The organism is Pseudomonas sp. LAIL14HWK12:I7 (genome assembly GCF_000483465.1).
Lineage (GTDB): Bacteria > Pseudomonadota > Gammaproteobacteria > Pseudomonadales > Pseudomonadaceae > Aquipseudomonas > Aquipseudomonas kermanshahensis.
In genome coordinates this window covers 249,787-272,515 of sequence record NZ_AXYZ01000001.1, presented here as the reverse complement: position 1 = coordinate 272,515, position 22,729 = coordinate 249,787, and the positions used below count along the sequence as shown (strand labels likewise).

Sequence of the window (22,729 nt, the reverse complement as noted above, 5' to 3'; positions counted from 1 at the left end):
CGAAACCAGGCCAACCGGCAAATACGATTTTTTCGGTGAATAGCATGAGCCTGACTAATACTTATGCGCTGATAAAAGTCTGACTCAGACGTCAGACGGTCGCGCCATTACCGGCCCATGCCTGTTAGAATGCGCGGCTATTTTCTGGCGACCCCCGGTTTCTAGCATGTCCCGACTCAATCCCCGGCAACAGGAAGCCCGAGACTACGTCGGCGGCCCTCTTTTGGTGCTCGCCGGTGCAGGTTCCGGCAAGACCAGCGTCATCACGCGCAAGATTGCCCACCTCATCCAGAACTGCGGCATCCGTGCCCAGTACATCGTGGCGATGACCTTCACCAACAAGGCCGCGCGCGAGATGAAGGAGCGGGTCGCCACCTTGCTGCGCCCGGGGGAAGGCCGCGGCCTGACGGTGTGCACCTTCCACAACCTGGGTTTGAACATCATCCGCAAGGAGCACGACAAGCTGGGCTATAAGCCAGGCTTTTCGATCTTCGACGAGTCCGACATCAAGGCGTTGCTGTCGGACATCATGCAAAAAGAGTATTCCGGCGACGACGGCATCGACGAGATCAAGAACATGATCGGTGCCTGGAAGAACGACCTGATCCTCCCGCCCGAGGCCTTGGAAAAGGCCCGCAACCCGCGCGAACAGACCGCTGCCATCGTCTACACCCACTACCAGCGCACGCTCAAGGCGTTCAACGCGGTGGACTTCGACGACCTGATCCTGCAGCCGGTCAAGCTGTTCCAGGAACACCCGGAAGTGCTGGAGCGCTGGCAGAACCGCGTGCGCTACCTGCTGGTGGACGAATACCAGGACACCAACGCCAGCCAGTACCTGCTGGTGAAAATGCTGATCGGCATGCGCAACCAGTTCACCGTGGTCGGCGACGATGACCAGTCGATCTACGCCTGGCGTGGCGCGCGGCCCGAGAACCTGATGCTGCTCAAGGAGGACTACCCCTCCCTGAAGATCGTCATGCTCGAGCAGAACTACCGCTCCACCAGCCGCATCCTGCGCTGCGCCAACGTGCTGATCGCCAACAACCCACACGCGTTCGAGAAGCAGCTGTGGAGCGAGATGGGCGTGGGCGACGAGATCCGCGTGATCCGCTGCAAGAACGAGGAAGCCGAGGCCGAACGCGTGGCCATGGAAATCCTCACCCTGCACCTGCGCACCAACCGCCCGTACAGCGACTTCGCCATCCTTTACCGCGGCAACTACCAGGCCAAGCTGATCGAACTGAAGCTGCAGCACCACCAGGTGCCGTACCGCCTTTCGGGTGGCAACAGCTTCTTCGGCCGCCAGGAGGTCAAGGACCTCATGGCCTACCTGCGCCTGCTGGTAAACCCCGACGACGACAACGCCTACCTGCGCGTGATCAACGTGCCGCGCCGGGAAATCGGCTCCACGACCCTGGAAAAGCTCGGCAACTACTCGACCGAACGCGGTATCTCGATGTACGCCGCCAGCGAAGAGCTGGGCCTGAGCGAGCACCTGGACGCCCGTTACACCGAGCGCCTGCAGCGCTTCAAGCACTGGCTGGACGGGGTGCGCCACAAGGTGGCGCTGGATGACCCGATCGCCGCGCTGCACGAGATGATCCGCGACATCGACTACGAGAACTGGATCCGCCAGCAAACCGCCAGCGACAAAGCGGCGGAGTTCCGCATCAGCAACGTCTGGTTCCTGGTCGAAGCGCTGAAAAACACCCTCGAGAAGGACGAAGAGGGTGACATGACCATCGAGGACGCCATCGGCAAGCTGGTGCTGCGCGACATGCTCGAGCGCCAGCAGGAAGAGGAAGAAAACGCCGAAGGTGTGCAGATGATGACCCTGCATGCCTCCAAGGGCCTGGAATTCCCTTACGTGTTCATCATGGGCATGGAAGAAGAGATCCTTCCGCACCGCTCCAGCATCGAAGCCGACACCATCGAAGAAGAACGCCGCCTGGCCTACGTGGGCATTACCCGCGCGCGCCAGACCCTGGCCTTCACCTTTGCGGCCAAGCGCAAGCAGTACGGCGAGATCATCGACTGCACCCCGAGCCGGTTCCTCGACGAACTGCCGCCGGACGATTTGGCCTGGGAAGGCCTGGACGATGCGCCCGTCGAAGTGAAAGCCGCGCGTGGCAACAACGCACTGGCCGATATTCGGGCAATGCTCAAACGCTGATCAACCCTTACTCTTTAACCGTTGCCGCTGTTGCGGCCACCTTTGCTACATCGAGGAAAACCACAGTGGAAGCACTGCATCAGAAGATTCGCGAAGAAGGCATCGTGCTTTCCGATCAGGTTCTTAAAGTCGACGCGTTTCTCAACCACCAGATCGACCCTGCGCTGATGCAGTCGATCGGTGACGAGTTCGCCCGCCTGTTCGCCGACGCCGGCGTGACCAAGATCGTCACCATCGAAGCCTCGGGCATCGCCCCGGCGGTGATGACTGGCCTGAAGCTGGGCGTGCCGGTGATCTTTGCGCGCAAGCACCAGTCGCTGACCCTGACCGAGAACCTGCTGACTGCCTCGGTGTACTCCTTCACCAAGCAGACCGAGAACACCGTGGCCATCTCGCCGCGCCACCTCAACAGCAGCGACCGCGTGCTGGTGATCGACGACTTCCTGGCCAACGGCAAGGCGTCGCAGGCACTGATCTCGATCATCAAGCAGGCCGGCGCCACCGTGGCCGGCCTGGGTATCGTCATCGAGAAGTCGTTCCAGGGCGGCCGTGCCGAGCTGGACAGCCAGGGCTACCGCGTTGAGTCGCTGGCCCGGGTGAAGTCGCTGGAAGGCGGTGTGGTCAGCTTCATAGAGTAAGCCTGTACCGGCCCCATCGCCGGCAAGCCGGCTCCCACAAGTACTGCACAAGGCGCGGCCTCGTGAAGTTCCTGTGGGAGCTGGCTTGCCGGCGATGGGCTGCAAAGCAGCCCCGGCAATCTTCAGGGCGCCGCCAACCCTGCCAGCAAAAGCCGCTGATACAACTCTTCCTTCAATCCCTGCGGAGCGTCCAGCCCCATCCGCTCCAGGTGCCCCTCATAGCCCTCAGGCCCCGGCGCATCCAGCGCGGCCTTCCCCAGCTCCAGCACCTCGCTCAGCCTGAACTTGCTCTTCAACCAGTTCAGCGCCCGCAGCAAGTCCCGCTCCTCAGCCGTGAAATCAGTCCCCAGCGGATACTCCGGAAACAACCCTGCATGCCGTGCCCGGATGGCCTCGAGCCGCTCCGGCGTATTGTCAGTGAAGCGGGCTTCCAGCTCGAAATCCTTGGCCAGCTTGCCGGCCTTCTTGGCCTGCGCCATCAGCTCGCCCTGGAAGCGTGAGTCACTGACCGCCAGCAGCCGCGCAATCACCTCACTGTCAGTCTGCCCACGCAAATCTGCGATGCCGTACTCGGTTACCACGATGTCACGCAAATGCCGGGGAATGGTGCAGTGGCCGTACTGCCAGAGCAGGTTGGACGTCACCTGCCCGCCCGCCTCACGCCAACTGCGCAGCAGCAAAATCGAGCGCCCACCCTCCAGCGCGTGGCCTTGGGCGACGAAGTTGTACTGCCCGCCCACGCCGCTGAGCACACGGCCATCCTCTAGCTGGTCGGCAACCCCCGCGCCAAGCAAGGTCATGGTGAACACGGTGTTGATGAAGCGGGCATCCCGACGTTGGCGGCGTTTCAGTTCCTCTTGGCCATACAGCTCGTTGATGTAGCTGATCCGCGTCATGGCAAAGCGTGCGCGCTGCTCCAGCGGCATTTCGCGCAAGCGTTGGTAGAACGCCCGCGGGCCAAGGAAAAACCCGCCATGCACCAGCACGCCCTGCTCGTCCGCCGGGCGCCGCACCACGCCTGCCTCGGCCAGCGCCAGCAGGCCATTGACGAACATCTCGCTACAACCGTAGAGGCCTTGGGCGAAGGCATCCAGCCCCCCTTCGCGCTCGATCAGGGCCTGCCACGGGCCGACATCCAGTTCATCCATCAAGGCCCGGTAGCCGGCGTTGTCGCCCTGCCTGGCCAGCAACGCGGCGGCCACGGCATCGCCCATGGCGCCAATGCCGATCTGTAGCGTGCCGCCATCGCGCACCAGCGTGCTGGCGTGCAGGCCAATGCAGTGGTCCTGGGTGTTGACCGGCATGTTTGGCGTAGAGAACAGCCGACGTTGCTCCACCTCGTCAATCAGCAGGTCGAAGGCGTCGATGCTCAGCTCCGCATCACCCGGCATGTAGGGCAGTTCGGCATGAACCTGCCCGAGCATGAGAATGGTCTCGCCGGCCGTGCGGCGCTTGGCGATCATCGGCAGCAGGTCGAGGGTGATGTCGGGGTTGCAGGCCAGGCTCAGGTGCACCGGCTTTTCTGGCGTGGCAGCCACCAGCTGGGCAATCAGGTTCAGGCCCTTGGCATTGATGTCGCGAGCGGCGTGGCTGTAGTTGCTGCTGATGTAGTCCTGCTGGGCAGTCTCGCTGTGCAGCAGGCTGCCGGGCTGCATGAAGAACTGCTCGACGCGGATGTTCGGTGGCAGTTGGTCGTTGCGCAGGTCGGCGAGGTAAGTGAGTTCTTCGTAGTCGGCAAAGACACGCTCGACGAAGGGCTCGAGAAAACGCCGCTGCAGGCCATCGCCCAAGGGTGGTCTGCCAAGGGACAGAGCGGTGTAGATCGTCAGCTGGCGCTCGGGCAGTTCGCGCACCCGGGCGTACAGGGCGTTGACGAAGGCGTTAGGTTTGCCAAGGCCCAGTGGCAGGCCCATGTGGATATGGGCCGGCAGGCGTGACAAGACCTGCTCGACAGCCTGATCGATGGCGCAGAGGTGCATCTTGGCCTCCTGAGTCTTCCATGGGTTCAGGGGTTGGACATGGACATGCCTTGTTTGTTGCCTGTGCGGGCCCTTTCGCGGGTAAACCCGCTCCTACAGGTCCGTGTGGGAGCGGGTTTACCCGCGAAAGGGCCCGCACAGGCAGCACAAAAACAAAGCCCGCCATCAACGGCGGGCCTCGTGCAATTCAGCGGTTACTCACAACCCCGACATCTTCTTGATCGCCCCTTTCAGGTCATCATCCGAGCAATCCGCGCACGTGCCTTTAGGCGGCATGGCGTTGATGCCGGTAATGGCCTTGGCCAGGATGCCATCCAGGCCGCCCTGGTGGTCGGCGCGTTCTTTCCACGCGGCGGTATCACCGATTTTCGGCGCGCCGAGCAAGCCGGTGCCATGGCAGGCATTGCAATGCTTGGCGATGATGTCGTCTGGCGTCTTGGCACCGCCGCCGCCTGCCGCCGCGGCCACTTCCATGCCCTTGCACTCCTGGCCTTGGACACACACCTGGCCAACCGGCTCTAGGCGCTTGGCGATGTCGTCGTTGGTCGCAGCGGTTGCGCTCATTGCCCAGAGGGCGAATACGGCTGCTGGTACGGCCAGCATCTTCTTGATTTGGTTCACGCGTACACCCTCATGGTGGCTAATCACGCTCGCGGCCACGGGTCGGCGAGCGTTGAAAAGTATAGCGGGAACCCAGAGACCGTGAAACGACCCTACACAGGAAAGGGGTATTGCCGAATCAATGCACTGCGCTGGATCAAAAGTTTGAAGGCGTCGCCGCGCTGATCAGCCGGGCCGGCGCGTCGAAGGGGTTGCGAAAGCGGTGCGGGCGGGTGCTTTCGAAGTAGTAGCTGTCGCCTTCTTCGAGGATGAACACTTCGTTGCCGACCACCAGTTCAAGCCGGCCTTCGAGCAGGATGCCGGTCTCTTCGCCGTCGTGGGTAAGCATTTCGGCGCCGGTGTCGGCACCCGGTGGGTAGACCTCGGTGAGAAACGCGATGGCCCGGTTGGGGTGCGACTTGCCCACCAGTTTCATGGTCACCGCGCCGTCCGAGATATCGATCAGCTCATCGGCCTTGTAGACGATCTGCGTCGGGCTCTCGACAGCCAGTTCGACCGAAAAGAATTCGACCATCGACATCGGAATGCCGCTCAACACCTTGCGCAGCGAACTGATCGAAGGGCTGACGCTGTTTTTCTCGATCATCGAGATGGTGCTGTTGGTTACGCCCGCGCGCTTGGCGAGTTCACGTTGTGACAGGCCCTTGAGCTTGCGGATGGCTTGCAGTCGTTCGCCGACGTCCAAAGCTGGAGCCTCCTGAAACGGGTAGAAATAGGGGTGGATGTGAACGATATCATGGCAATGCCGTTCAGTATTTACAACACACCACCCCTCAAGCTGTCCGCTTCAGCGTCTCATTCGTCGCACTTACTCACCGCAGTAGTCTTTCGGCACCCGCTTCAGGTTGCAGAAGATCTGGTAGGGGATGGTGCCGGCCTGCGCAGCCACTTCGCTGGCCAGCACCTGCTTGCCCCACAGTTCTACCGGGCTGCCGACGTTAGCTTCTGGCACATCGGTCAGGTCGATGCAGAGCATGTCCATCGAGACCCGGCCGATCAGCTGGGCGCGCTTGCCGGCGACCATCACCGGGGTGCCATTGGGGGCTTGGCGCGGGTAGCCATCGGCGTAGCCCATGGCAACCACGCCGACACGGGTCGGCCGCGGGCTGGTGAACTTGGCGCCGTAGCCAACCGGCTCACCGGCGGGCAGTTCGCGCACGCTGATGACGCGCGACTGCAAGGTCATCACCGGTTGCAGGCGTTGCGCCTCGGCCTGGGCGACTTCGAAGGGGGTGGCGCCATACAGCATGAGGCCTGGGCGTACCCAGTCGCCGCCAGCCTGTGGCCACGCCAACACGCCGGGCGAGTTACGCAGGCTGCACTCGGCGGCCAGGCCCTGACGCGCAGCCTCGAACACCGCGATCTGCTCGGCGGTGGCGTCGGCGTCCAGTTCGTCGGCACGGGCGAAATGGCTCATCAGTACGATGCGCGCCACCTTGCCACTGGCCAGCAGGCGCTGATACGCCTCGTGGTAATCCTTGGGGTGCAGGCCGACGCGGTGCATGCCGCTGTCGAGCTTCAGCCAGATCGTCAGTGGCGTGTGCACCTGGGTCTTTTCGATCGCTTCGAGTTGCCACAGCGAATGCACCACGCACCACAGGTCGTGCTCGGCGATCAGCGCCAGCTCGCTGGCCTCGAAAAAGCCTTCGAGCAGCAAAACGGGGGCTTTGATGCCCGCAGCGCGCAGCTCCAGGGCTTCTTCGATGCAGGCCACGGCAAAGCCGTCGGCTTCGGCTTCCAGCGCCAGGGCGCAACGCACCGCGCCATGGCCGTAGGCATCGGCCTTGATCACGGCAAGGGCTTTGGCGCCGGTCAGTTCACGGGCGAGGCGGTAGTTGTGGCGCAGGGCCTGGAGGTCGATCAGGGCGCGGGCGGGACGCATGGCGGCATGCCTTATGGTGGTTCAGTTTAAAAACAGTGTTCGATTCTTCGCGGGTAAACCCGCTCCCACAGGGACCGCACAAACTGCACGTTCATGCGATCCCTGTGGGAGCGGCTTTAGCCGCGAAGAGGCCGGAACAGGCACTCACATCACTGGTGAACGGGCGCTGTCTGCCCGTGCTTGGCCACTTCCCGGCTGTTGCCATACCGGGAAATATCCAGCCCTTCGGCACTGATCTGCGGCTTTTTGCGTGCAATCAGGTCCGCCAGCAGGCGACCGGAGCCGCACGCCATGGTCCAGCCCAAGGTGCCGTGGCCTGTGTTGAGGAACAGGTTACGGAACGCTGTGGCACCCACGATCGGCGTACCGTCCGGGGTGGCCGGGCGCAGGCCGGTCCAGAAACTGGCTTGGCTCAGGTCACCGCCGCGAGGATAAAGGTCGTTGACGATCATCTCCAGCGTTTCGCGCCGACGCGGGTTGAGCGACAGGTCAAAACCGGCGATCTCAGCCATGCCGCCAACGCGGATGCGGTTGTCGAAACGGGTGATGGCAACCTTGTAGGTCTCATCGAGAATGGTCGACGTCGGCGCCATCTCGGCGTTGGTGATCGGCACGGTCAGCGAGTAACCCTTGAGCGGGTAGACCGGCGCCTTGATGCCCAGTGGCTTGAGCATCTGCGGCGAGTAGCTGCCCAGGGCCAACACGTAGCGGTCGGCGGTTTCCAGCTTGCCGTCGATCCATACACCGTTGATGCGGTCACCGGCAAAGTCCAGGCGCTGGATGTCCTGGCCGAAGCGGAACTCCACACCCAGCTTCTGCGCCATGTCGGCGAGCTTGGTGGTGAACAGCTGGCAGTCGCCGGTCTGGTCGTTGGGCAGGCGCAGTGCACCGGCGAGGATGTCTTTAACCCCGGCCAGGGCCGGTTCGACGCGTGCAATGCCATCGCGGTCGAGCAGTTCATACGGCACGCCGGACTGTTCGAGCACGGCGATGTCCTTGGCTGCGGCATCGACCTGCGCCTGGGTGCGGAACAACTGGGTGGTGCCCAAGGTGCGGCTTTCGTAGGCGATGCCGGTTTCGGCGCGCAGCTCGTCGAGGCAGTCGCGGCTGTACTCGGACAGGCGCACCATGCGCTCCTTGTTCACCGCATAGCGGCTGGCGGTGCAGTTGCGCAGCATCTGTGCCATCCACAGGTACTGGTCAACGTCGCCGGTGAGCTTGATGGCCAGTGGCGCATGGCGTTCGAGCAGCCACTTGATGGCTTTGAGCGGCACACCCGGGGCAGCCCAGGGCGAGGCATAGCCGGGCGAGATCTGGCCTGCGTTGGCGAAGCTGGTTTCCATGGCCGCCGCTGGCTGGCGGTCGACCACCGTCACTTCAAAACCTTGCCGGGCCAGATAATAGGCACTGGCGGTTCCGATGACACCGCTACCAAGTACCAGAACTCGCATTGTTGATCCCTCGCACGCGGCGCACCGCAGTCTTTTGTTGAAATGGCATGGATGCGCGCAGTATAAAAATTACAGACCAGTGCAATTCACTATATAAAAGCCTATATTTGGCGAGAATTCTCGGCAATATTGCCTTTCACGGAGGGGCATCCCCTATGAGAACCCAGCACCAGAGCAAGCGTGAACTGGACAAGATCGACCGCAACATACTGCGGATCCTGCAGAATGACGGCCGTATTTCCTTCACCGAACTGGGCGAGAAAGTTGGGCTTTCCACCACCCCGTGCACCGAGCGCGTCCGCCGCCTGGAGCGCGAGGGCATCATCATGGGCTACAACGCCCGGCTCAACCCGCAGCACCTGAAGGGCAGCTTGCTGGTGTTCGTCGAAATCAGCCTGGACTACAAGTCTGGCGACACCTTCGAGGAGTTCCGCCGCGCCGTGCTCAAGCTGCCCCATGTGCTGGAGTGCCACCTGGTCTCAGGCGACTTCGACTACCTGGTGAAAGCGCGCATCTCGGAAATGGCCTCGTACCGCAAGCTGCTGGGCGACATCCTGCTGAAGCTGCCGCACGTGCGCGAGTCGAAGAGCTACATCGTGATGGAGGAGGTAAAAGAGAGCCTCTGCCTGCCGATTCCGGACTGAGGCTAGACCAGTACTTGGCGGGTGGTGGCGATGAACTGGTGAACGAGCTGCTCGGCCTCGGGCTCGATCATCTGTTCAGGGCCGCGACCGCGCGGGCAGGCCATGCGCGGGGTGGTACCGAACAGACGGCAGATCATCGGCCGCTCTTCATACACCGTGCAACCATTGGGGCCCAGGTGCACGCAGTCCAGGTGCTCCAGCGCAGCGGCCTGCTCCGCCTCGGTCTTGCGCGGCAGGCGGGCCATTTCTTCGGTGGACGTGGTGACCGGGCCGCAGCAATCGTGGCAACCGGGCTCGCACTCGAATGAGGGGATGAGCTCGCGCAGGAAGTGGATCTTGTGGCGGTTGCAGGACATGGCGGGTACACAATGAGGGTCGAGGTCGAATTATAGGGCCAATCGCCGGCAAGCCGGCTCCCACCAGTACACCGCTTATCTCAGGGGCAGTGCAGCCCCGGTGGGAGCCGGCTTGCCGGCGATTGGGCCAGTTGCCCCACCACAAAACCCCAGCTTATCCTCCCCCCTTCTGTTTTCCTGCCCAGGACCTGCCCCATGATCCACAGCGCGCAGCACGCCGCCTCCTATTACGCCGCCAGCAGCGCGCCCCACCCCGACCACGCTTTCCTGCAAGGCGAGCACAGCGCCGACGTGTGCATCGTCGGCGGCGGCTATTCAGGCCTGAACACCGCCATCGAACTGGCCGAACGTGGCCTCTCGGTGATCCTGCTGGAAGCCCGCAAGCTCGGCTGGGGCGCCAGCGGGCGCAACGGCGGGCAACTCATCCGCGGGGTTGGCCATGGCCTGGACCAGTTCCTTCCGGTGATCGGCGAAGAAGGCGTGCGCAGCATGAAGCTGATGGGCCTGGAAGCCGTGCAGATCGTCCGCGAGCGGGTCGAGCGCCACGCCATCGCCTGCGACCTGACCTGGGGCTACTGCGACCTGGCCAATAAACCTGCTGAGCTGCTGGGCTTTGCCGAAGAGGCTGAAGCACTGCGCAGCTTGGGCTACGAGCATGAGCTGCGCCTGGTCGGCAAAGACGATATCCACAGCGTGGTCGGCGCCGAGTGCTATGTCGGCGGCCTGATCGACATGGGCTCGGGCCACCTGCACCCGCTCAACCTGGCCCTTGGCGAGGCGGCCGTAGCCAGCCGCCTGGGCGTGCGCCTGTATGAGCAGTCGGAAGTCACCCGCATCGAGTATGGCCCAGAGGTCAAGGTGCACACCGCTCAAGGCCAGGTTCGCGCCAAGACCCTCGTGCTGTGCTGCAATGCCTACCACAACGACCTCAACCGCGAGCTGGGCGGCAAGGTGCTGCCCGCCGGCAGCTACATCATTGCCACCGAGCCACTGGGCGAGGAACGCGCGCGCACACTGCTGCCACAGAACATGGCCGTGTGCGATCAGCGCGTAGCGCTGGACTACTATCGCCTGTCTGCGGACCACCGGCTGCTGTTCGGCGGTGCCTGCCACTATTCCGGCCGCGACCCGCAAGACATCGCCGCCTACATGCGGCCGAAAATGCTCAAGGTTTTCCCGCACCTGGCCGATGTGCGCATCGAGTTCCAATGGGGCGGCATGATCGGCATTGGCGCCAACCGCCTGCCGCAGATCGGCCGTTTGGCCAGCCAGCCGAATGTCTATTACGCCCAGGCATACTCCGGCCATGGGCTGAACGCTACCCACCTGGCCGCGCGCCTGCTGGGCGAGGCCATCAGTGGCCAGCAAAGCGGGCGCTTCGACCTGTTCGCCAAGGTGCCGCACATCACCTTCCCAGGCGGCAAGCACCTGCGCTCGCCACTGCTGGCACTGGGGATGCTCTGGCACCGGCTGAAAGAGCTGGTCTGAACGCTGCCGCTCCTACAAATTGGGCCGTTTATGCCTTCCAGAAGGGTTTGCGCCCTTCTGTACGGGCCTGCTCCCAGCTCAGCCCGACATCGCGCAACTCATCGTCTGTCAGCTGCAGCAGCGCCTTGCGGGTATGCCAGCGATGCACCATCAGCCCCCAACGGCTCAGGCCCGCTGGCGCATTGAAGACTTTGGCCCGCTGCTCGGCGTCCAAGTCCTTGGCCATCAGTTGCAAGCGCACATCGCTCATGCCACCCATCACTGCGTTCTCCCGTTCAGTTGATACCGTGGAGCAAGCATGCGCGTTGACAATGGTGACAATACAGATCCACTAGCGGCTTATTATTCCCATACAGAATTGGCGAATCGACGCGTGAATGCTGTATTTTCAGCGCAACTGTACTGGTCGCTGGACGCAGGCGACGCTGGAGTATGCCGTGACGCTCTACCTCAACCTCGCCGAGCTGCTCGGCGCCCGTATCGAGCAAGGCCTGTATCGCCCCGGCCAGCGCCTGCCTTCGGTGCGCGCCCTCAGCATGGAACACGGCGTCAGCCTGAGCACCGTGCAGCAGGCCTACCGCATGCTCGAAGACAGCGGCATGGTCTCGCCGCGGCCCAAGTCGGGCTACTTTGTCAGCGAACACCGCCACCTCCCTGCCCTGCCCGCCGTCAGCCGCCCGGCCCAGCGTCCTGTGGACATTTCCCAGTGGGAACAGGTGCTGGAGCTGGTCCGCAGTACCCCGCGCCAGGACGTGATGCAACTGGGCCGCGGCATGCCCGACGTCAACAGCCCGACCCTCAAGCCGCTGTTGCGCAGCCTCGCCCAACTGAGCCGGCGCCAGGACATGCCTGGCCTGTATTACGACAACATCCATGGCAACCTGGCCCTGCGCGAGCAGATCGCCCGCTTGATGCTGGACTCCGGCTGCCGCCTGGGCCCGGCCGACCTGGTGGTGACCACCGGCTGCCATGAGGCGCTGTCCTGCAGCATTCGCGCGGTGTGCGAGCCGGGCGATATCGTCGCGGTCGACTCGCCCAGCTTCCATGGCGCCATGCAAACCCTCAAGGGCTTGGGCATGAAGGCACTGGAGATCCCCACCGACCCGGTCACCGGCATCAGCCTCGAAGCGCTGGAGCTGGCCCTGGAGCAGTGGCCGATCAAGCTCATCCAGATCACCCCGAGCTGCAACAACCCACTCGGCTACATCATGCCCGAGGCGCGCAAAAAGGCGTTGCTGAGCCTGGCCCAGCGCTATGACGTGGCCATTCTGGAAGACGATGTGTACGGCGACCTGGCCTACACCTACCCGCGCCCGCGCACCCTCAAGTCGTTCGACGACGACGGCCGCGTGTTGCTGTGCAGCTCGTTCTCCAAAACCTTGGCCCCCGGCCTGCGCATCGGCTGGGTCGCGCCGGGGCGTTACCTGGAGCGGGTGCTGCACATGAAGTACATCAGCACCGGCAGCACCGCCAGCCAGCCGCAACTGGCCATTGCCGACTTCATCAAGGCCGGCCATTACCAACCCCACGTGCGCCGCATGCGCAGCCAATACCAACGCAGCCGCGATGTGATGAGCGACTGGGTCACCCGTTACTTCCCACCGGGCACCCGGGTCAGCCGGCCCCAGGGGGGCTTCATGCTGTGGGTCGAACTGCCCGAACATTTCGACACACTGCGGCTGAACCGCGCTTTACTGGAGCAGGGGGTGCAGGTTGCCGTGGGCAGCATTTTCTCGGCCTCGGGCAAGTTCCGTCACTGCCTGCGCATGAATTTCGCCGCCCAACCTACGCCGGCAATCGAGGCCGCCGTGCGCAACGTGGGTGAAACCGCCCTTCGTCTACTGGATCAGGACGACGCCTGCGCGTAACTTTGCGCCGCCCTCCACGGTCCAACCCCTTAAGCCTTTGCTGTACAGGACGCGCTTACCTTGAGATTGCAGCAAGCTCTGCCGCTTCTGCTGACGCTACTGCTCGGCCTTGCAGGCTGTGCCAGCGTCGGCGCCCCTCGCGAAGTCAGCCAGGCGCTGCCGGCCAACGATTCCGCCTTCGGCCGCTCGGTGCTGCGCCAGGCGGCACCTTATGAGGGGCGCTCGGGCTTTCGCCTGTTGCCCAACAGCAACGAGGCGTTTCGCGCGCGCGCCGAGCTGATCCGCAACGCCCAGGCCAGCATCGACCTGCAGTACTACATCGTCCACGACGGCCTCAGCACCCGTGCGCTGGTGCATGAGCTGCTGCGCGCCGCCGACCGTGGCGTGCGCGTGCGCATCCTGCTGGACGACACCACCAGCGATGGCCTGGACACCATCATGGGCACCCTCGATGCCCACCCGAACATCCAGATCCGCGTCTTCAACCCGCTGCACCTGGGGCGCAGCACCGGCGCCACGCGGGCCGTAGGCCGCCTGTTCAACCTGTCGCGCCAGCACCGGCGCATGCACAACAAGCTGTTCCTGGTGGACAACAGCATGGCCATCGTCGGCGGGCGCAACCTGGGTGACGAGTACTTCGATGCCGAGCCCAACCTCAACTTCACCGACATCGACTTGCTGGGCGTAGGCCCGGTGGCCGAACAACTTGGCCACGGTTTCGACCAGTACTGGAACAGCGCCCTGAGCCGACCGATCGGCGATTTTCTCTGGCGCCTGCCGGATGCCGACGACCTGCGCGCCAGCCGGCACCGCCTGGAAGTTTCCTTGGCCGAGGCGCGGACGCGGCGCAAGGCCTTGTATGACCGGTTGATGGCGTACCAGTCACAGCCGCGCCTGGATATCTGGCGCAACGAGCTGATCTGGGCCCACAGCCAAGCGCTGTGGGATGCGCCGAGCAAGGTGCTAGCCGATGATGAGCCCGACCCGCACCTGCTGCTGAGCCAGCAGTTGGCGCCGGACCTGGCCAACGTGCACAAGGAGCTGATCCTGGTATCGGCGTACTTCGTGCCGGGCGAGCCGGGGTTGCTGTACCTGACCGGCCGTGCCGATGCCGGGGCGTCGGTCAGGCTGCTGACCAATTCGCTGGAAGCCACCGATGTGCCAGCGGTGCATGGCGGCTATGCGCCCTACCGCCGTGCGCTGCTCGAACATGGCGTGCAACTGTTCGAGCTGCGCCGCCAGCCGGGCGACCCCAGCGCCGGGCGCCTGAGCTTCCGTGGCAGCTCCGATTCGAGCCTGCACAGCAAGGCGATCGTCTTCGACCGGCGCAAGACGTTCATCGGCTCGTTCAATTTCGACCCGCGTTCGGTGCTGTGGAATACCGAGGTGGGGGTGCTGGTGGACAGCCCGGAGTTGGCCGAATATACCCGCGAGCTGGCCGTGCAGGGCATGGCGCCCGCGCTGAGTTATCAGGTGAGGCTGGCCAATGACAAGCTGGTCTGGGTGACCGAGGACAATGGCCAGCTGCACACGCTGACAGCAGAGCCCGGCGGGCTCTGGCGGCGCTTCAATGCCTGGATCAGCAAGGCGGTTGGCCTGGAGAAGATGCTGTAGTTCAGATGGCGGGGGGCGCTTTGCGCCCCATTCGCAGCACAAGGCTGCTCCTACAGAGCACCGCGTATTCCTGTAGGAGCAGCCTTGTGCTGCGAAAGGGCCGCAAAGCTTCCAAAGAACATCAAGCAGGCGCAGGTTCGAAGGCACCGCGCCGACGGGTCAACACCACCAGCCCTGCGGCCCCAATAGCCATCAACAACGGCAACGCATGCCCGCTGATCCACTGGCTACCCGCCCCGGCCAACAGCGGCCCGAGCAGGCAACCGATGCCCCACAGCTGCGCCACATGGGCATTGGCACGTACCAGCGCATCATCCCGATAACGCTCGCCGATCAGCACCAGCGACAGGGTGAACAACCCCCCGGCACTGGCCCCGAACAGCACCCACAGCGGCCAGATTACCGGCGTGTGCAGCAGCAACGGAATCGCCAGGCTGGAACACATCAAGGTCACCGCACAACCGGTGAACAGGGTGCGCCGCGACATGTGGTCAGCCAGCGCGCCGATCGGCAACTGCAGCACTGCATCGCCTACCACCACCGTGCTCACCATGAACAAGGCAACCTCAGTGGTGAACCCTTGCTGCAAGCTGTAGACCGGCAACAAGGTCAGGATCATCGCCTCGAACGAGGCAAACAGGGCGATTGCCCAAGCGATCACCGGCAGGCGGCGGCAGAAGGCGACCAGGTCACGGAAGGTGACGCTGTAGGCTTCAGTGGTCGGCGCCCCGCCGCGGCCCAACAGCACCAGCGGTGCCAGCAACAGCAGGCCGGTCGCGGCCCAGAACCCAAAGTCGTCGTCCGAACCGAGAAAGCCCAGCACCAGCGGCCCGGCCAGTTGGCTCAAGGCATAGCTGCTGCCATACAGCGCCACCAGGCGGCCACGCCATTGCTCGACCACCAATTGGTTGATCCAGCTTTCGCCGAGGATGAACACCACGGTCAGGGACATGCCAATCAGCAGGCGCAGGGCCAACCACAGCGGGTAGCTGGGCAGCACCGCAACCAGGCCGATCGACAGCGCGCCGCCCCAGAGGCACAGGCGCATGGCGGCAGGCACACCGACCCAACCGGCCAGGCGGCTGGCCAGGCTGGCACCCAGCAGTACGCCCAAGGCGGGCATCGCTGCCATTACGCCGATGGCGAAACTGCCGTAGCCCCAGGCCTCCAGGCGCAGGGAAACCAGCGGCATGCTCACGCCGAGCGCAAGGCCGACGCTGAGTACGGATGCCAGTACGGCGAAGTAGGTACCCCAGCGCATGTGCTCCCCCTGTTGGATTTTCTTGGGCCCATTCGCGGGACAAGCCCGCTCCCACAGGTACTCCGCGATTCTGAAATCAGCGGTGAACGTGTGGGAGCGGGCTTGCCCCGCGAATGGGCCGCATCGCGGCCCCAGCGATTTACAGCTTGATCCAGGTCGCTTTCAGCTCGGTGTACTTCTCCAGCGCATGCAGCGACTTGTCACGGCCGTTGCCCGACTGCTTGAAGCCACCGAACGGCGCGGTCATGTCGCCGCCGTCGTACTGGTTGACCCAGACGCTGCCAGCGCGCACGGCACGGGCGGTCTTGTGGGCCTTGGAAATGTCCGAAGTCCAGATGCCAGCCGCCAGGCCGTACGGCGTGTCGTTGGCAATGGCGATGGCTTCTTCGGCCGTGTCGAAGGTGATCACCGACAACACGGGGCCAAAGATTTCTTCCTGGGCGATCTTCATGGCATTGGTCACGCCGTCGAAGATGGTCGGCTCGACATAAGTGCCGCCGGTTTCTTCGAGGATGCGCTTGCCACCGGCCAGCAGTTTGGCGCCATCCTTGTGGCCCGCGTCGATGTACGACAGCACGGTGTTCATCTGCTGGGTATCGACCAGCGCGCCAACGGTGGTCTGCGGGTCCAGTGGGTTGCCCGGTTTCCAGCCTTTGAGGGCCTCGACCACCAGGGGCAGGAACGTGTCCTTGATCGAGCGCTCGACCAGCAGGCGCGAACCCGCGGTGCAGACTTCGCCCTGGTTGAAGGCGATGGCGCTGGCAGCGGCTTCGGCAGCGGCTTGCAGGTCCGGTGCGTCAGCGAAGACGATGTTCGGGCTCTTGCCGCCGGCTTCCAGCCAGATGCGCTTCATGTTCGATTCGCCAGCGTAGATCATCAGCTGCTTGGCGATCTTGGTGGAGCCGGTGAACACCAGGGTGTCGACGTCCATGTGCAAGGCCAAGGCCTTGCCGACAGTGTGGCCGTAGCCTGGCAACACGTTCAGCACACCGGCCGGGATGCCGGCTTCGATGGCCAGCTGGGCGATGCGGATGGCAGTCAGTGGCGATTTTTCGGACGGCTTGAGCACCACCGAGTTACCGGTGGCCAGGGCCGGGCCGAGTTTCCAGCAGGCCATCAGCAGCGGGAAGTTCCACGGCACGATGGCGCCGACGACGCCCACCGGCTCACGGGTTACCAGGCCGAGTTGGTCATGCGGGGTCGGTGCGACTTCGTCGTAGACCTTGTCGATGGCTTCGGCATTCCAGTGCAGGGCTTGTGCCGCGCCTGGGACGTCGATGGTCGAGGAGTCGCCGATCGGCTTGCCCATGTCCAGGGTTTCGAGCAGTGCCAGCTCTTCGACGTTCTTGCGCAGCAAGTCGGCGAAGCGGATCAGCTTGGCCTTGCGCTTGGCCGGAGCCAGGCGCGACCAGACGCCGGAATCGAAGGTGGCGCGGGCGTTCTCGACGGCACGGTTGGCGTCAGCCAGGTCGCAGCTGGCGACCTTGGCCAGGAAGCGTCCGTCGACCGGGCTCAGGCACTCGAAGGTCTCACCGGATGCGGCGTCGGTGTATTCGCCGTTGATGAAGGCACGGCCTTCGATCTTCAGTTGCTGGGCACGTTGTTCCCAGTCCGCACGAGTCAGGGTGGTCATACGAAACTCCTCCTCTTGTTTAGGTGCAACGCCGCACTGAGGACTCACTGGCGTTGTCAGAATTCTGGCCGGGCGACGCGCGCGCACGGGCAAACGACACCCTAAACCAGCCTGTGTAAACTATCAATATATTTGACACGAAAGGCCTAAAAGCCTACTGATGTTCATTTTATTAAACAACAACAGGAGCCGCACCATGAGCATCGCCAGCATCATCGACTTCGCCCAGGTTCTGACCGAGGCTGAACGCTACCGCCCGGCGGCAGAGAAAATCCTCAAGGGCGAGCCCGACCAGGCCGTCTATAACCACTACTCCAGCCCGTGCGGCCAGTTTGCGGCGGGTGTCTGGGAAGGTGAAGTCGGGCAGTGGACCGTGAACTATACCGAGCACGAATATTGCGAGATCGTGCAGGGCGTTTCGGTGCTGCGCGACCAGGATGGCGGCGCCAAGACCCTGCGCGCCGGTGATCGGTTCGTCATCCCGGCCGGCTTCAAAGGCACCTGGGAGGTGCTGGAGCCTTGCCGCAAGATCTACGTGATGTTCGAGCAGAAGTAAGGGTCCTGGCAGGCAAAAAAAAACCCGCGTCCTTTCGGATGCGGGTTTTTTTTAAGGTTGCCGATCAATTACTTGATCTTGGCTTCCTTGTACACCACGTGCTTGCGAACAACCGGATCATATTTCTTGATCTCGATTTTGTCCGGAGTGGTGCGCTTGTTCTTGTCGGTGGTGTAGAAGTGGCCGGTACCGGCACTCGAAACCAGACGGATCAATTCACGCATGATGTTCTCCCTTAAACCTTGGCGCCAGCTTTACGGATGTCAACCAGAACGGCGTCGATGCCGCGCTTGTCGATGATACGCATGCCCTTGGCGGAAACGCGCAGACGCACGAAACGCTTCTCGGACTCAACCCAGAAACGGTGGTGCTGCAGGTTCGGCAGGAAACGACGACGGGTTTTGTTGTTTGCGTGGGAAATGTTGTTCCCGGTTACTGGACCCTTACCAGTAACTTGACAGACTCTCGACATGACTCAGCCCTCTAAAACCACATGCCCAACCCGGCATGGGTTGGCCGCTTAATCTCTCAGTCTTTGGCGCCAGGCGCCGTGATTCTGGAGGTCTTATCGACCGGATCCGCTGATGCGACAGGCCGAGCCCCTAGAAAAGAGCGCTGCTTTATACCAGAAAGACTGCATTGCAACAACAGATGATGAGCATCTAGCTGAGGCAAATCGTGCGCGAGCAGCATAGCGACTAGCGCGGCGCACTGTCGACCACTCGTCGCCAGCCGACAGAAAAAGAGGGTGGTCATTTGCTGATGCGCACACTAGGGTAGGACGTTTCCAGACTGCACTGGCAGATGGGCCACTGACAGCCAAGGAGTCACGATGCGTGCCGCCGCCTTTTCCTTATTGTTTACCTCCCTGTTTGCCGCCGGCATCGCCCAGGCAGCCCCGCTGAGTGTCTGCAGCGAAGCCAGCCCCGAAGGCTTCGACGTGGTCCAGTACAACTCGCTGACCACCACCAATGCCTCGGCCGACGTGCTGATGAACCGGTTGGTGGAGTTCGACGCTGGCCAAGGCAAGGTTGTCCCCAGCCTGGCGGCGAGCTGGACGGTGTCGGCAGACGGCCTGATCTACGACTTCAAGCTGCGCGATGACGTGAAGTTTCACACCACCGCCTACTTCAAACCGACCCGCGAGCTGAACGCCGACGACGTGCTGTTCAGCTTCCAGCGCATGCTCTACCCGGCCCACGCCTGGCACAAGACTGCGCCGGGCGGTTACCCGCATGCGCAATCGCTGCAACTGGGCAGCCTGATCAAGGCGATCGATGCCCCCGAGCCGCACACTGTGCGCTTCACCCTGACCCACCCGGATGCCACGTTCCTGGCCACCTTGAGCATGGGCTTTGCCTCGATCTATTCCGCCGAGTATGCCGACAAACTGCTCAAGGCGGGCACGCCGGACAAGCTCAACAGCCAGCCGATCGGCACCGGGCCGTTCGTCTTCCAGCGTTTCCAGAAGGACGCCGTGGTGCGCTACCGCGCCAACCCCGACTACTTCGCCGGCAAGCCTGCGGTCGACCCGCTGATCTTCGCCATCACCACTGATGCCAACGTGCGCTTGCAAAAACTCAAGCGCAACGAGTGCCAGGTGGCCCTGTCGCCCAAGCCGCTGGACATCGCTGAAGCCGGCAAGGATGGCAACCTCACGGTAGCCAGCACGCCGGCCTTCATGACCGCCTTCGTCGCCATCAACAGCGAACACCCGCCCCTGGACAAGCCAGAGGTGCGCCAGGCCATCAACCTGGCCTTCGACAAACAGGCTTACCTCAAGGCGGTGTTCGAAGGCACCGCGACGGCCGCCAACGGCCCCTACCCGCCCAACACCTGGAGCTACGCCAAGGACCTGCCCGGCTACCCCTTGGACCTGAAAAAGGCCAAGGCCTTGCTGACCAAGGCTGGCCTGCCTGACGGCTTCAGCACCACGATCTGGACCCGCCCTTCGGGCAGCCTGCTCAACCCCAACCCCAGCCTTGGCGCGCAGATGCTGCAGGCCGACCTGGGCAAGATCGGCATCAAGGCCGAAATCCGCGTGATCGAGTGGGGCGAGCTGATCCGCCGCGCCAAGGCCGGCGAGCATGACTTGCTGTTCATGGGCTGGGCAGGTGACAACGGCGACCCGGACAACTTCCTCAGCCCGCAGTTTTCCTGTGCAGCGGTGAAGTCGGGGACCAACTTTGCACGGTTCTGCGACAGCCGCCTCGACCAGCTGATCAACGCCGGGCGCACCACCAATGACCAGAGCGTACGCAGCCGGCTGTACCAGCAGGCGCAGACGCTGATCCAGCAGCAGGCGCTGTGGGTGCCGCTGGCGCATCCGACCGCGGCTACCCTGCTGCGCCAGGGGGTCGAGGGGTACCAGGTGAGCCCGTTTGGGCGGTTGGATTTCAGCAAGGTTTCGGTGACCAAGTAAGCCTGTGCCGGCCTCTTCGCGGGGCAAGCCCGCTGCCACAAGGACCTGACAGCCTTTGAATGCTGTGCGATACCTGTGGGAGCGGGCTTGCCCCGCGAAGAGGCCGGCACAAGTACACCGCTAAGCAACGATCCACCCCTCCTCCACCATCGACAACGGCTCGCCATCGCCCACGATGATGTGGTCCAGCACCCGCACATCGATCAGCCCTAACGCGCGCTTTAGCGCCAACGTCATGTGCACATCATCCTGGCTGGGCTCGCTGTTGCCCGACGGGTGGTTATGGCACAGGATCAACGCCGCTGCGTTGTGCAGCAACGCTCGGCGCACCACTTCCCGCGGGTAGATACTGGCCCGGTCGATCGTCCCCCTGAACAGGATCTCGAACGCCAGCGGCCGGTGCTTGGTATCCAGAAACAGGCAGCCAAACACTTCACTGGGCTCATGGCGCAGCATGGCCTTGAGGTAGCGCCGCACCGCCTCTGGGCTCTCCAGCGCCGGCGTGCGCTCGATCGTCTCATCCAGGTAGCGCCGGCCAATCTCCAGAAGTGCCTGCAACTGGGCGTACTTCACAGGCCCAAGACCTGGCTCGCGCAAAATGGCTTGGCGATCAGCCTCCAGAAATGGCCTTAGGCCCCCAAAGCGAACCAGTAACCCCCGCGCCAGCTCCAGCACGTTACGCCCGGCAACGCCCGAGCCCAGCAGCACCGCTACCAGCTCGGCGTCCGACAGCACCGCGGCCCCCCGCAACAACAACTTCTCCCGCGGCCGTTCTTCAGCCGGCCATTCCCTGATACTCATCCCCACTCCTTGGTCCTGCTGCGGCACGTTTGGGCCCTGTGTTAATCTATTTCGCCTCGTACATGCGACGTTCTGCCGCAGGCAGTTCTTGTCGCCGCCCGCTTTCACTGGAAAAAGGCAAAAGCCTATGCAGCGGCTGTATCACAAGCGCATCGTCCTCGGCGTCGGTGGCGGCATTGCCGCCTACAAAAGCGCCGAACTGATCCGCCGACTCCTGGAGCACGGCGCGCAGGTGCGCGTCGTCATGACCCGTGGCGGTGCAGAGTTCATCACCCCGCTGACCCTGCAGGCGCTGTCCGGCCACCCGGTGCACATGGACCTGCTCGACCCCGCCGCCGAAGCGGCCATGGGCCATATCGAGCTGGCCAAGTGGGCCGACCTGGTCCTCATCGCCCCCGCCACGGCCGACCTCATGGCGCGCATGGCCCAAGGCATGGCCGACGACCTGCTGACCACCCTGATCCTGGCCACCGACGCCACCGTTGCCGTCGCCCCGGCCATGAACCAGGCGATGTGGCGTGACCCGGCCACCCAGGCCAACCTCGACCTGCTCAAAAGCCGCGGCATCCAGGTGTTCGGCCCAGCTTCCGGCAGCCAAGCCTGTGGCGACGTAGGCCTTGGCCGTATGCTCGAAGCCACCGACCTGGCCTGGTGCGCCGCCGAAAGCTTCAAGCGCCAGACGCTGACCGGCAAACACGTGCTGATCACTGCCGGCCCCACCCAGGAAAACATCGACCCGGTCCGCTACATCACCAATCATAGCTCCGGGAAGATGGGCTTCGCCCTCGCCGAAGCGGCTGCCGAAGCCGGTGCTCGGGTGACCCTCGTCACCGGCCCGGTGCACCTGCCGACCCCCGACCGGGTCAACCGCATCGACGTGGTCAGCGCGCGGGACATGCTCGCGGCCTGTGAAGCGGCCATGCCCTGCGACCTGTTCATTGCCTCGGCAGCGGTCGCGGACTACCGCCCAGAGGTAGTTGCCACGCAAAAACTCAAGAAAGATCCTACGACCGGCGACGGCATGCTGCTGCAGATGGTGCGTAATCCCGATATCCTTGCGACCATCGCTGGCCGTGGCGACCGCCCGTTCAGCGTCGGCTTCGCCGCCGAAACCGAACACCTGCTCGATTACGCCACACGCAAGCTCAAGGACAAGAACCTCGACCTGATCGTCGCCAATGATGTGGCCAACCCCAGCATCGGCTTCAACAGCGAAGAGAACGCCTTGACCGTGATCGACCGCCAGCAGCACCAGACCCTCTTTGCGCAGACCAGCAAGGGCAAGATCGCCCGGCAGCTGGTCGCCTTCATCGCCGAACGGCTCAACCAGGTTCAATAA

At 63.5% G+C, this 22,729-nt stretch carries 21 protein-coding genes; 9 read left to right on the top strand and 12 right to left on the bottom strand.

Annotated features, from left to right (window positions below):
- Positions 1-166: 166 nt before the first annotated feature.
- Entirely contained in the window at positions 167-2,176 is a 2,010-nt protein-coding gene (gene rep / locus D886_RS0101315; protein WP_027592177.1) for a DNA helicase Rep, read from the top strand.
- A gap of 65 nt (positions 2,177-2,241) precedes the next feature.
- The gene (locus tag D886_RS0101310) at positions 2,242-2,814 is read left to right on the top strand and encodes a xanthine phosphoribosyltransferase (protein WP_027592176.1); all 573 of its coding nucleotides are present in this window, start codon (positions 2,242-2,244) and stop codon (positions 2,812-2,814) included.
- 122 nt (positions 2,815-2,936) lie between these two features.
- On the opposite strand, the gene D886_RS0101305 is transcribed toward D886_RS0101310, so the two are convergent.
- The 5 genes from D886_RS0101305 to dadA all read right to left on the bottom strand — a co-directional run bounded on the left by D886_RS0101305 (position 2,937) and on the right by dadA (position 8,747).
- A complete protein-coding gene (locus D886_RS0101305) occupies positions 2,937-4,793 on the bottom strand; it encodes an acetyl-CoA hydrolase/transferase C-terminal domain-containing protein (RefSeq protein ID WP_027592175.1) in 1,857 nt (618 codons plus the stop codon).
- A 198-nt stretch (positions 4,794-4,991) separates the two neighbouring features.
- Positions 4,992-5,396 carry a cytochrome c5 family protein gene (locus D886_RS0101300; protein ID WP_033693936.1) on the bottom strand — a complete coding sequence of 135 codons (405 nt, stop codon included), beginning with the start codon at positions 5,394-5,396 and terminating at the stop codon, positions 4,992-4,994.
- A 154-nt stretch (positions 5,397-5,550) separates the two neighbouring features.
- A complete protein-coding gene (locus D886_RS0101295; RefSeq protein WP_027592174.1) occupies positions 5,551-6,099 on the bottom strand; it encodes a cupin domain-containing protein in 549 nt (182 codons plus the stop codon).
- A 123-nt stretch (positions 6,100-6,222) separates the two neighbouring features.
- Positions 6,223-7,296: an alanine racemase gene (alr, locus tag D886_RS0101290; RefSeq protein WP_027592173.1), complete on the bottom strand. Its 1,074-nt coding sequence runs from the start codon at positions 7,294-7,296 to the stop codon at positions 6,223-6,225.
- A 149-nt stretch (positions 7,297-7,445) separates the two neighbouring features.
- Positions 7,446-8,747, bottom strand: a complete 1,302-nt coding sequence (dadA, locus tag D886_RS0101285) for a D-amino acid dehydrogenase (protein WP_027592172.1) — start codon at positions 8,745-8,747, stop codon at positions 7,446-7,448.
- A 155-nt stretch (positions 8,748-8,902) separates the two neighbouring features.
- On the opposite strand from dadA, the gene dadR reads away from it, so the two are divergent.
- Positions 8,903-9,391: a transcriptional regulator DadR gene (gene dadR / locus D886_RS0101280; protein WP_003258963.1), complete on the top strand. Its 489-nt coding sequence runs from the start codon at positions 8,903-8,905 to the stop codon at positions 9,389-9,391.
- 2 nt (positions 9,392-9,393) lie between these two features.
- On the opposite strand, the gene D886_RS0101275 is transcribed toward dadR, so the two are convergent.
- Positions 9,394-9,747 (bottom strand): YkgJ family cysteine cluster protein, encoded by a 354-nt coding sequence (locus tag D886_RS0101275; RefSeq protein WP_027592171.1) that lies wholly within the window; start codon positions 9,745-9,747, stop codon positions 9,394-9,396.
- Positions 9,748-9,942: 195 nt separating this feature from the next.
- Between D886_RS0101275 and D886_RS0101270 the strand changes: the two genes are divergently transcribed.
- Positions 9,943-11,235 (top strand): FAD-binding oxidoreductase, encoded by a 1,293-nt coding sequence (locus tag D886_RS0101270; protein WP_027592170.1) that lies wholly within the window; start codon positions 9,943-9,945, stop codon positions 11,233-11,235.
- A gap of 28 nt (positions 11,236-11,263) precedes the next feature.
- Here the strand turns inward: D886_RS0101270 and D886_RS0101265 are convergent, their stop codons facing one another.
- Positions 11,264-11,494 carry a DUF1127 domain-containing protein gene (locus tag D886_RS0101265; RefSeq protein WP_027592169.1) on the bottom strand — a complete coding sequence of 77 codons (231 nt, stop codon included), beginning with the start codon at positions 11,492-11,494 and terminating at the stop codon, positions 11,264-11,266.
- Positions 11,495-11,672: 178 nt separating this feature from the next.
- On the opposite strand from D886_RS0101265, the gene D886_RS0101260 reads away from it, so the two are divergent.
- Together D886_RS0101260 and D886_RS0101255 are read left to right on the top strand one after the other, a co-directional pair.
- Positions 11,673-13,103, top strand: a complete 1,431-nt coding sequence (locus D886_RS0101260) for a PLP-dependent aminotransferase family protein (protein WP_177323868.1) — start codon at positions 11,673-11,675, stop codon at positions 13,101-13,103.
- A gap of 60 nt (positions 13,104-13,163) precedes the next feature.
- Complete coding sequence (locus D886_RS0101255; protein WP_027592167.1) at positions 13,164-14,717, top strand: phospholipase D family protein; 1,554 nt, start codon at positions 13,164-13,166, stop codon at positions 14,715-14,717.
- 121 nt (positions 14,718-14,838) lie between these two features.
- On the opposite strand, the gene D886_RS0101250 is transcribed toward D886_RS0101255, so the two are convergent.
- Positions 14,839-15,978, bottom strand: coding sequence for an MFS transporter (locus D886_RS0101250; protein WP_027592166.1), 1,140 nt, complete (start codon positions 15,976-15,978; stop codon positions 14,839-14,841).
- A gap of 139 nt (positions 15,979-16,117) precedes the next feature.
- Positions 16,118-17,611, bottom strand: coding sequence for an aldehyde dehydrogenase (locus D886_RS0101245; protein ID WP_027592165.1), 1,494 nt, complete (start codon positions 17,609-17,611; stop codon positions 16,118-16,120).
- A 196-nt stretch (positions 17,612-17,807) separates the two neighbouring features.
- On the opposite strand from D886_RS0101245, the gene D886_RS0101240 reads away from it, so the two are divergent.
- Positions 17,808-18,167 carry a cupin domain-containing protein gene (locus D886_RS0101240; RefSeq protein ID WP_027592164.1) on the top strand — a complete coding sequence of 120 codons (360 nt, stop codon included), beginning with the start codon at positions 17,808-17,810 and terminating at the stop codon, positions 18,165-18,167.
- 68 nt (positions 18,168-18,235) lie between these two features.
- Here the strand turns inward: D886_RS0101240 and rpmG are convergent, their stop codons facing one another.
- Together rpmG and rpmB are read right to left on the bottom strand one after the other, a co-directional pair.
- Complete coding sequence (rpmG, locus tag D886_RS0101235; RefSeq protein WP_003253507.1) at positions 18,236-18,391, bottom strand: 50S ribosomal protein L33; 156 nt, start codon at positions 18,389-18,391, stop codon at positions 18,236-18,238.
- 11 nt (positions 18,392-18,402) lie between these two features.
- The gene (gene rpmB / locus D886_RS0101230; RefSeq protein WP_003253504.1) at positions 18,403-18,639 is read right to left on the bottom strand and encodes a 50S ribosomal protein L28; all 237 of its coding nucleotides are present in this window, start codon (positions 18,637-18,639) and stop codon (positions 18,403-18,405) included.
- A 360-nt stretch (positions 18,640-18,999) separates the two neighbouring features.
- Here rpmB and D886_RS0101225 point away from each other — a divergent pair, with 360 nt between their 5' ends.
- Complete coding sequence (locus D886_RS0101225) at positions 19,000-20,589, top strand: ABC transporter substrate-binding protein (RefSeq protein ID WP_027592163.1); 1,590 nt, start codon at positions 19,000-19,002, stop codon at positions 20,587-20,589.
- A 120-nt stretch (positions 20,590-20,709) separates the two neighbouring features.
- Here D886_RS0101225 and radC read toward each other — a convergent pair whose 3' ends face one another.
- Complete coding sequence (gene radC / locus D886_RS0101220) at positions 20,710-21,390, bottom strand: DNA repair protein RadC (RefSeq protein ID WP_027592162.1); 681 nt, start codon at positions 21,388-21,390, stop codon at positions 20,710-20,712.
- 127 nt (positions 21,391-21,517) lie between these two features.
- Here radC and coaBC point away from each other — a divergent pair, with 127 nt between their 5' ends.
- Positions 21,518-22,729 (top strand): bifunctional phosphopantothenoylcysteine decarboxylase/phosphopantothenate--cysteine ligase CoaBC, encoded by a 1,212-nt coding sequence (gene coaBC / locus D886_RS0101215; protein ID WP_027592161.1) that lies wholly within the window; start codon positions 21,518-21,520, stop codon positions 22,727-22,729.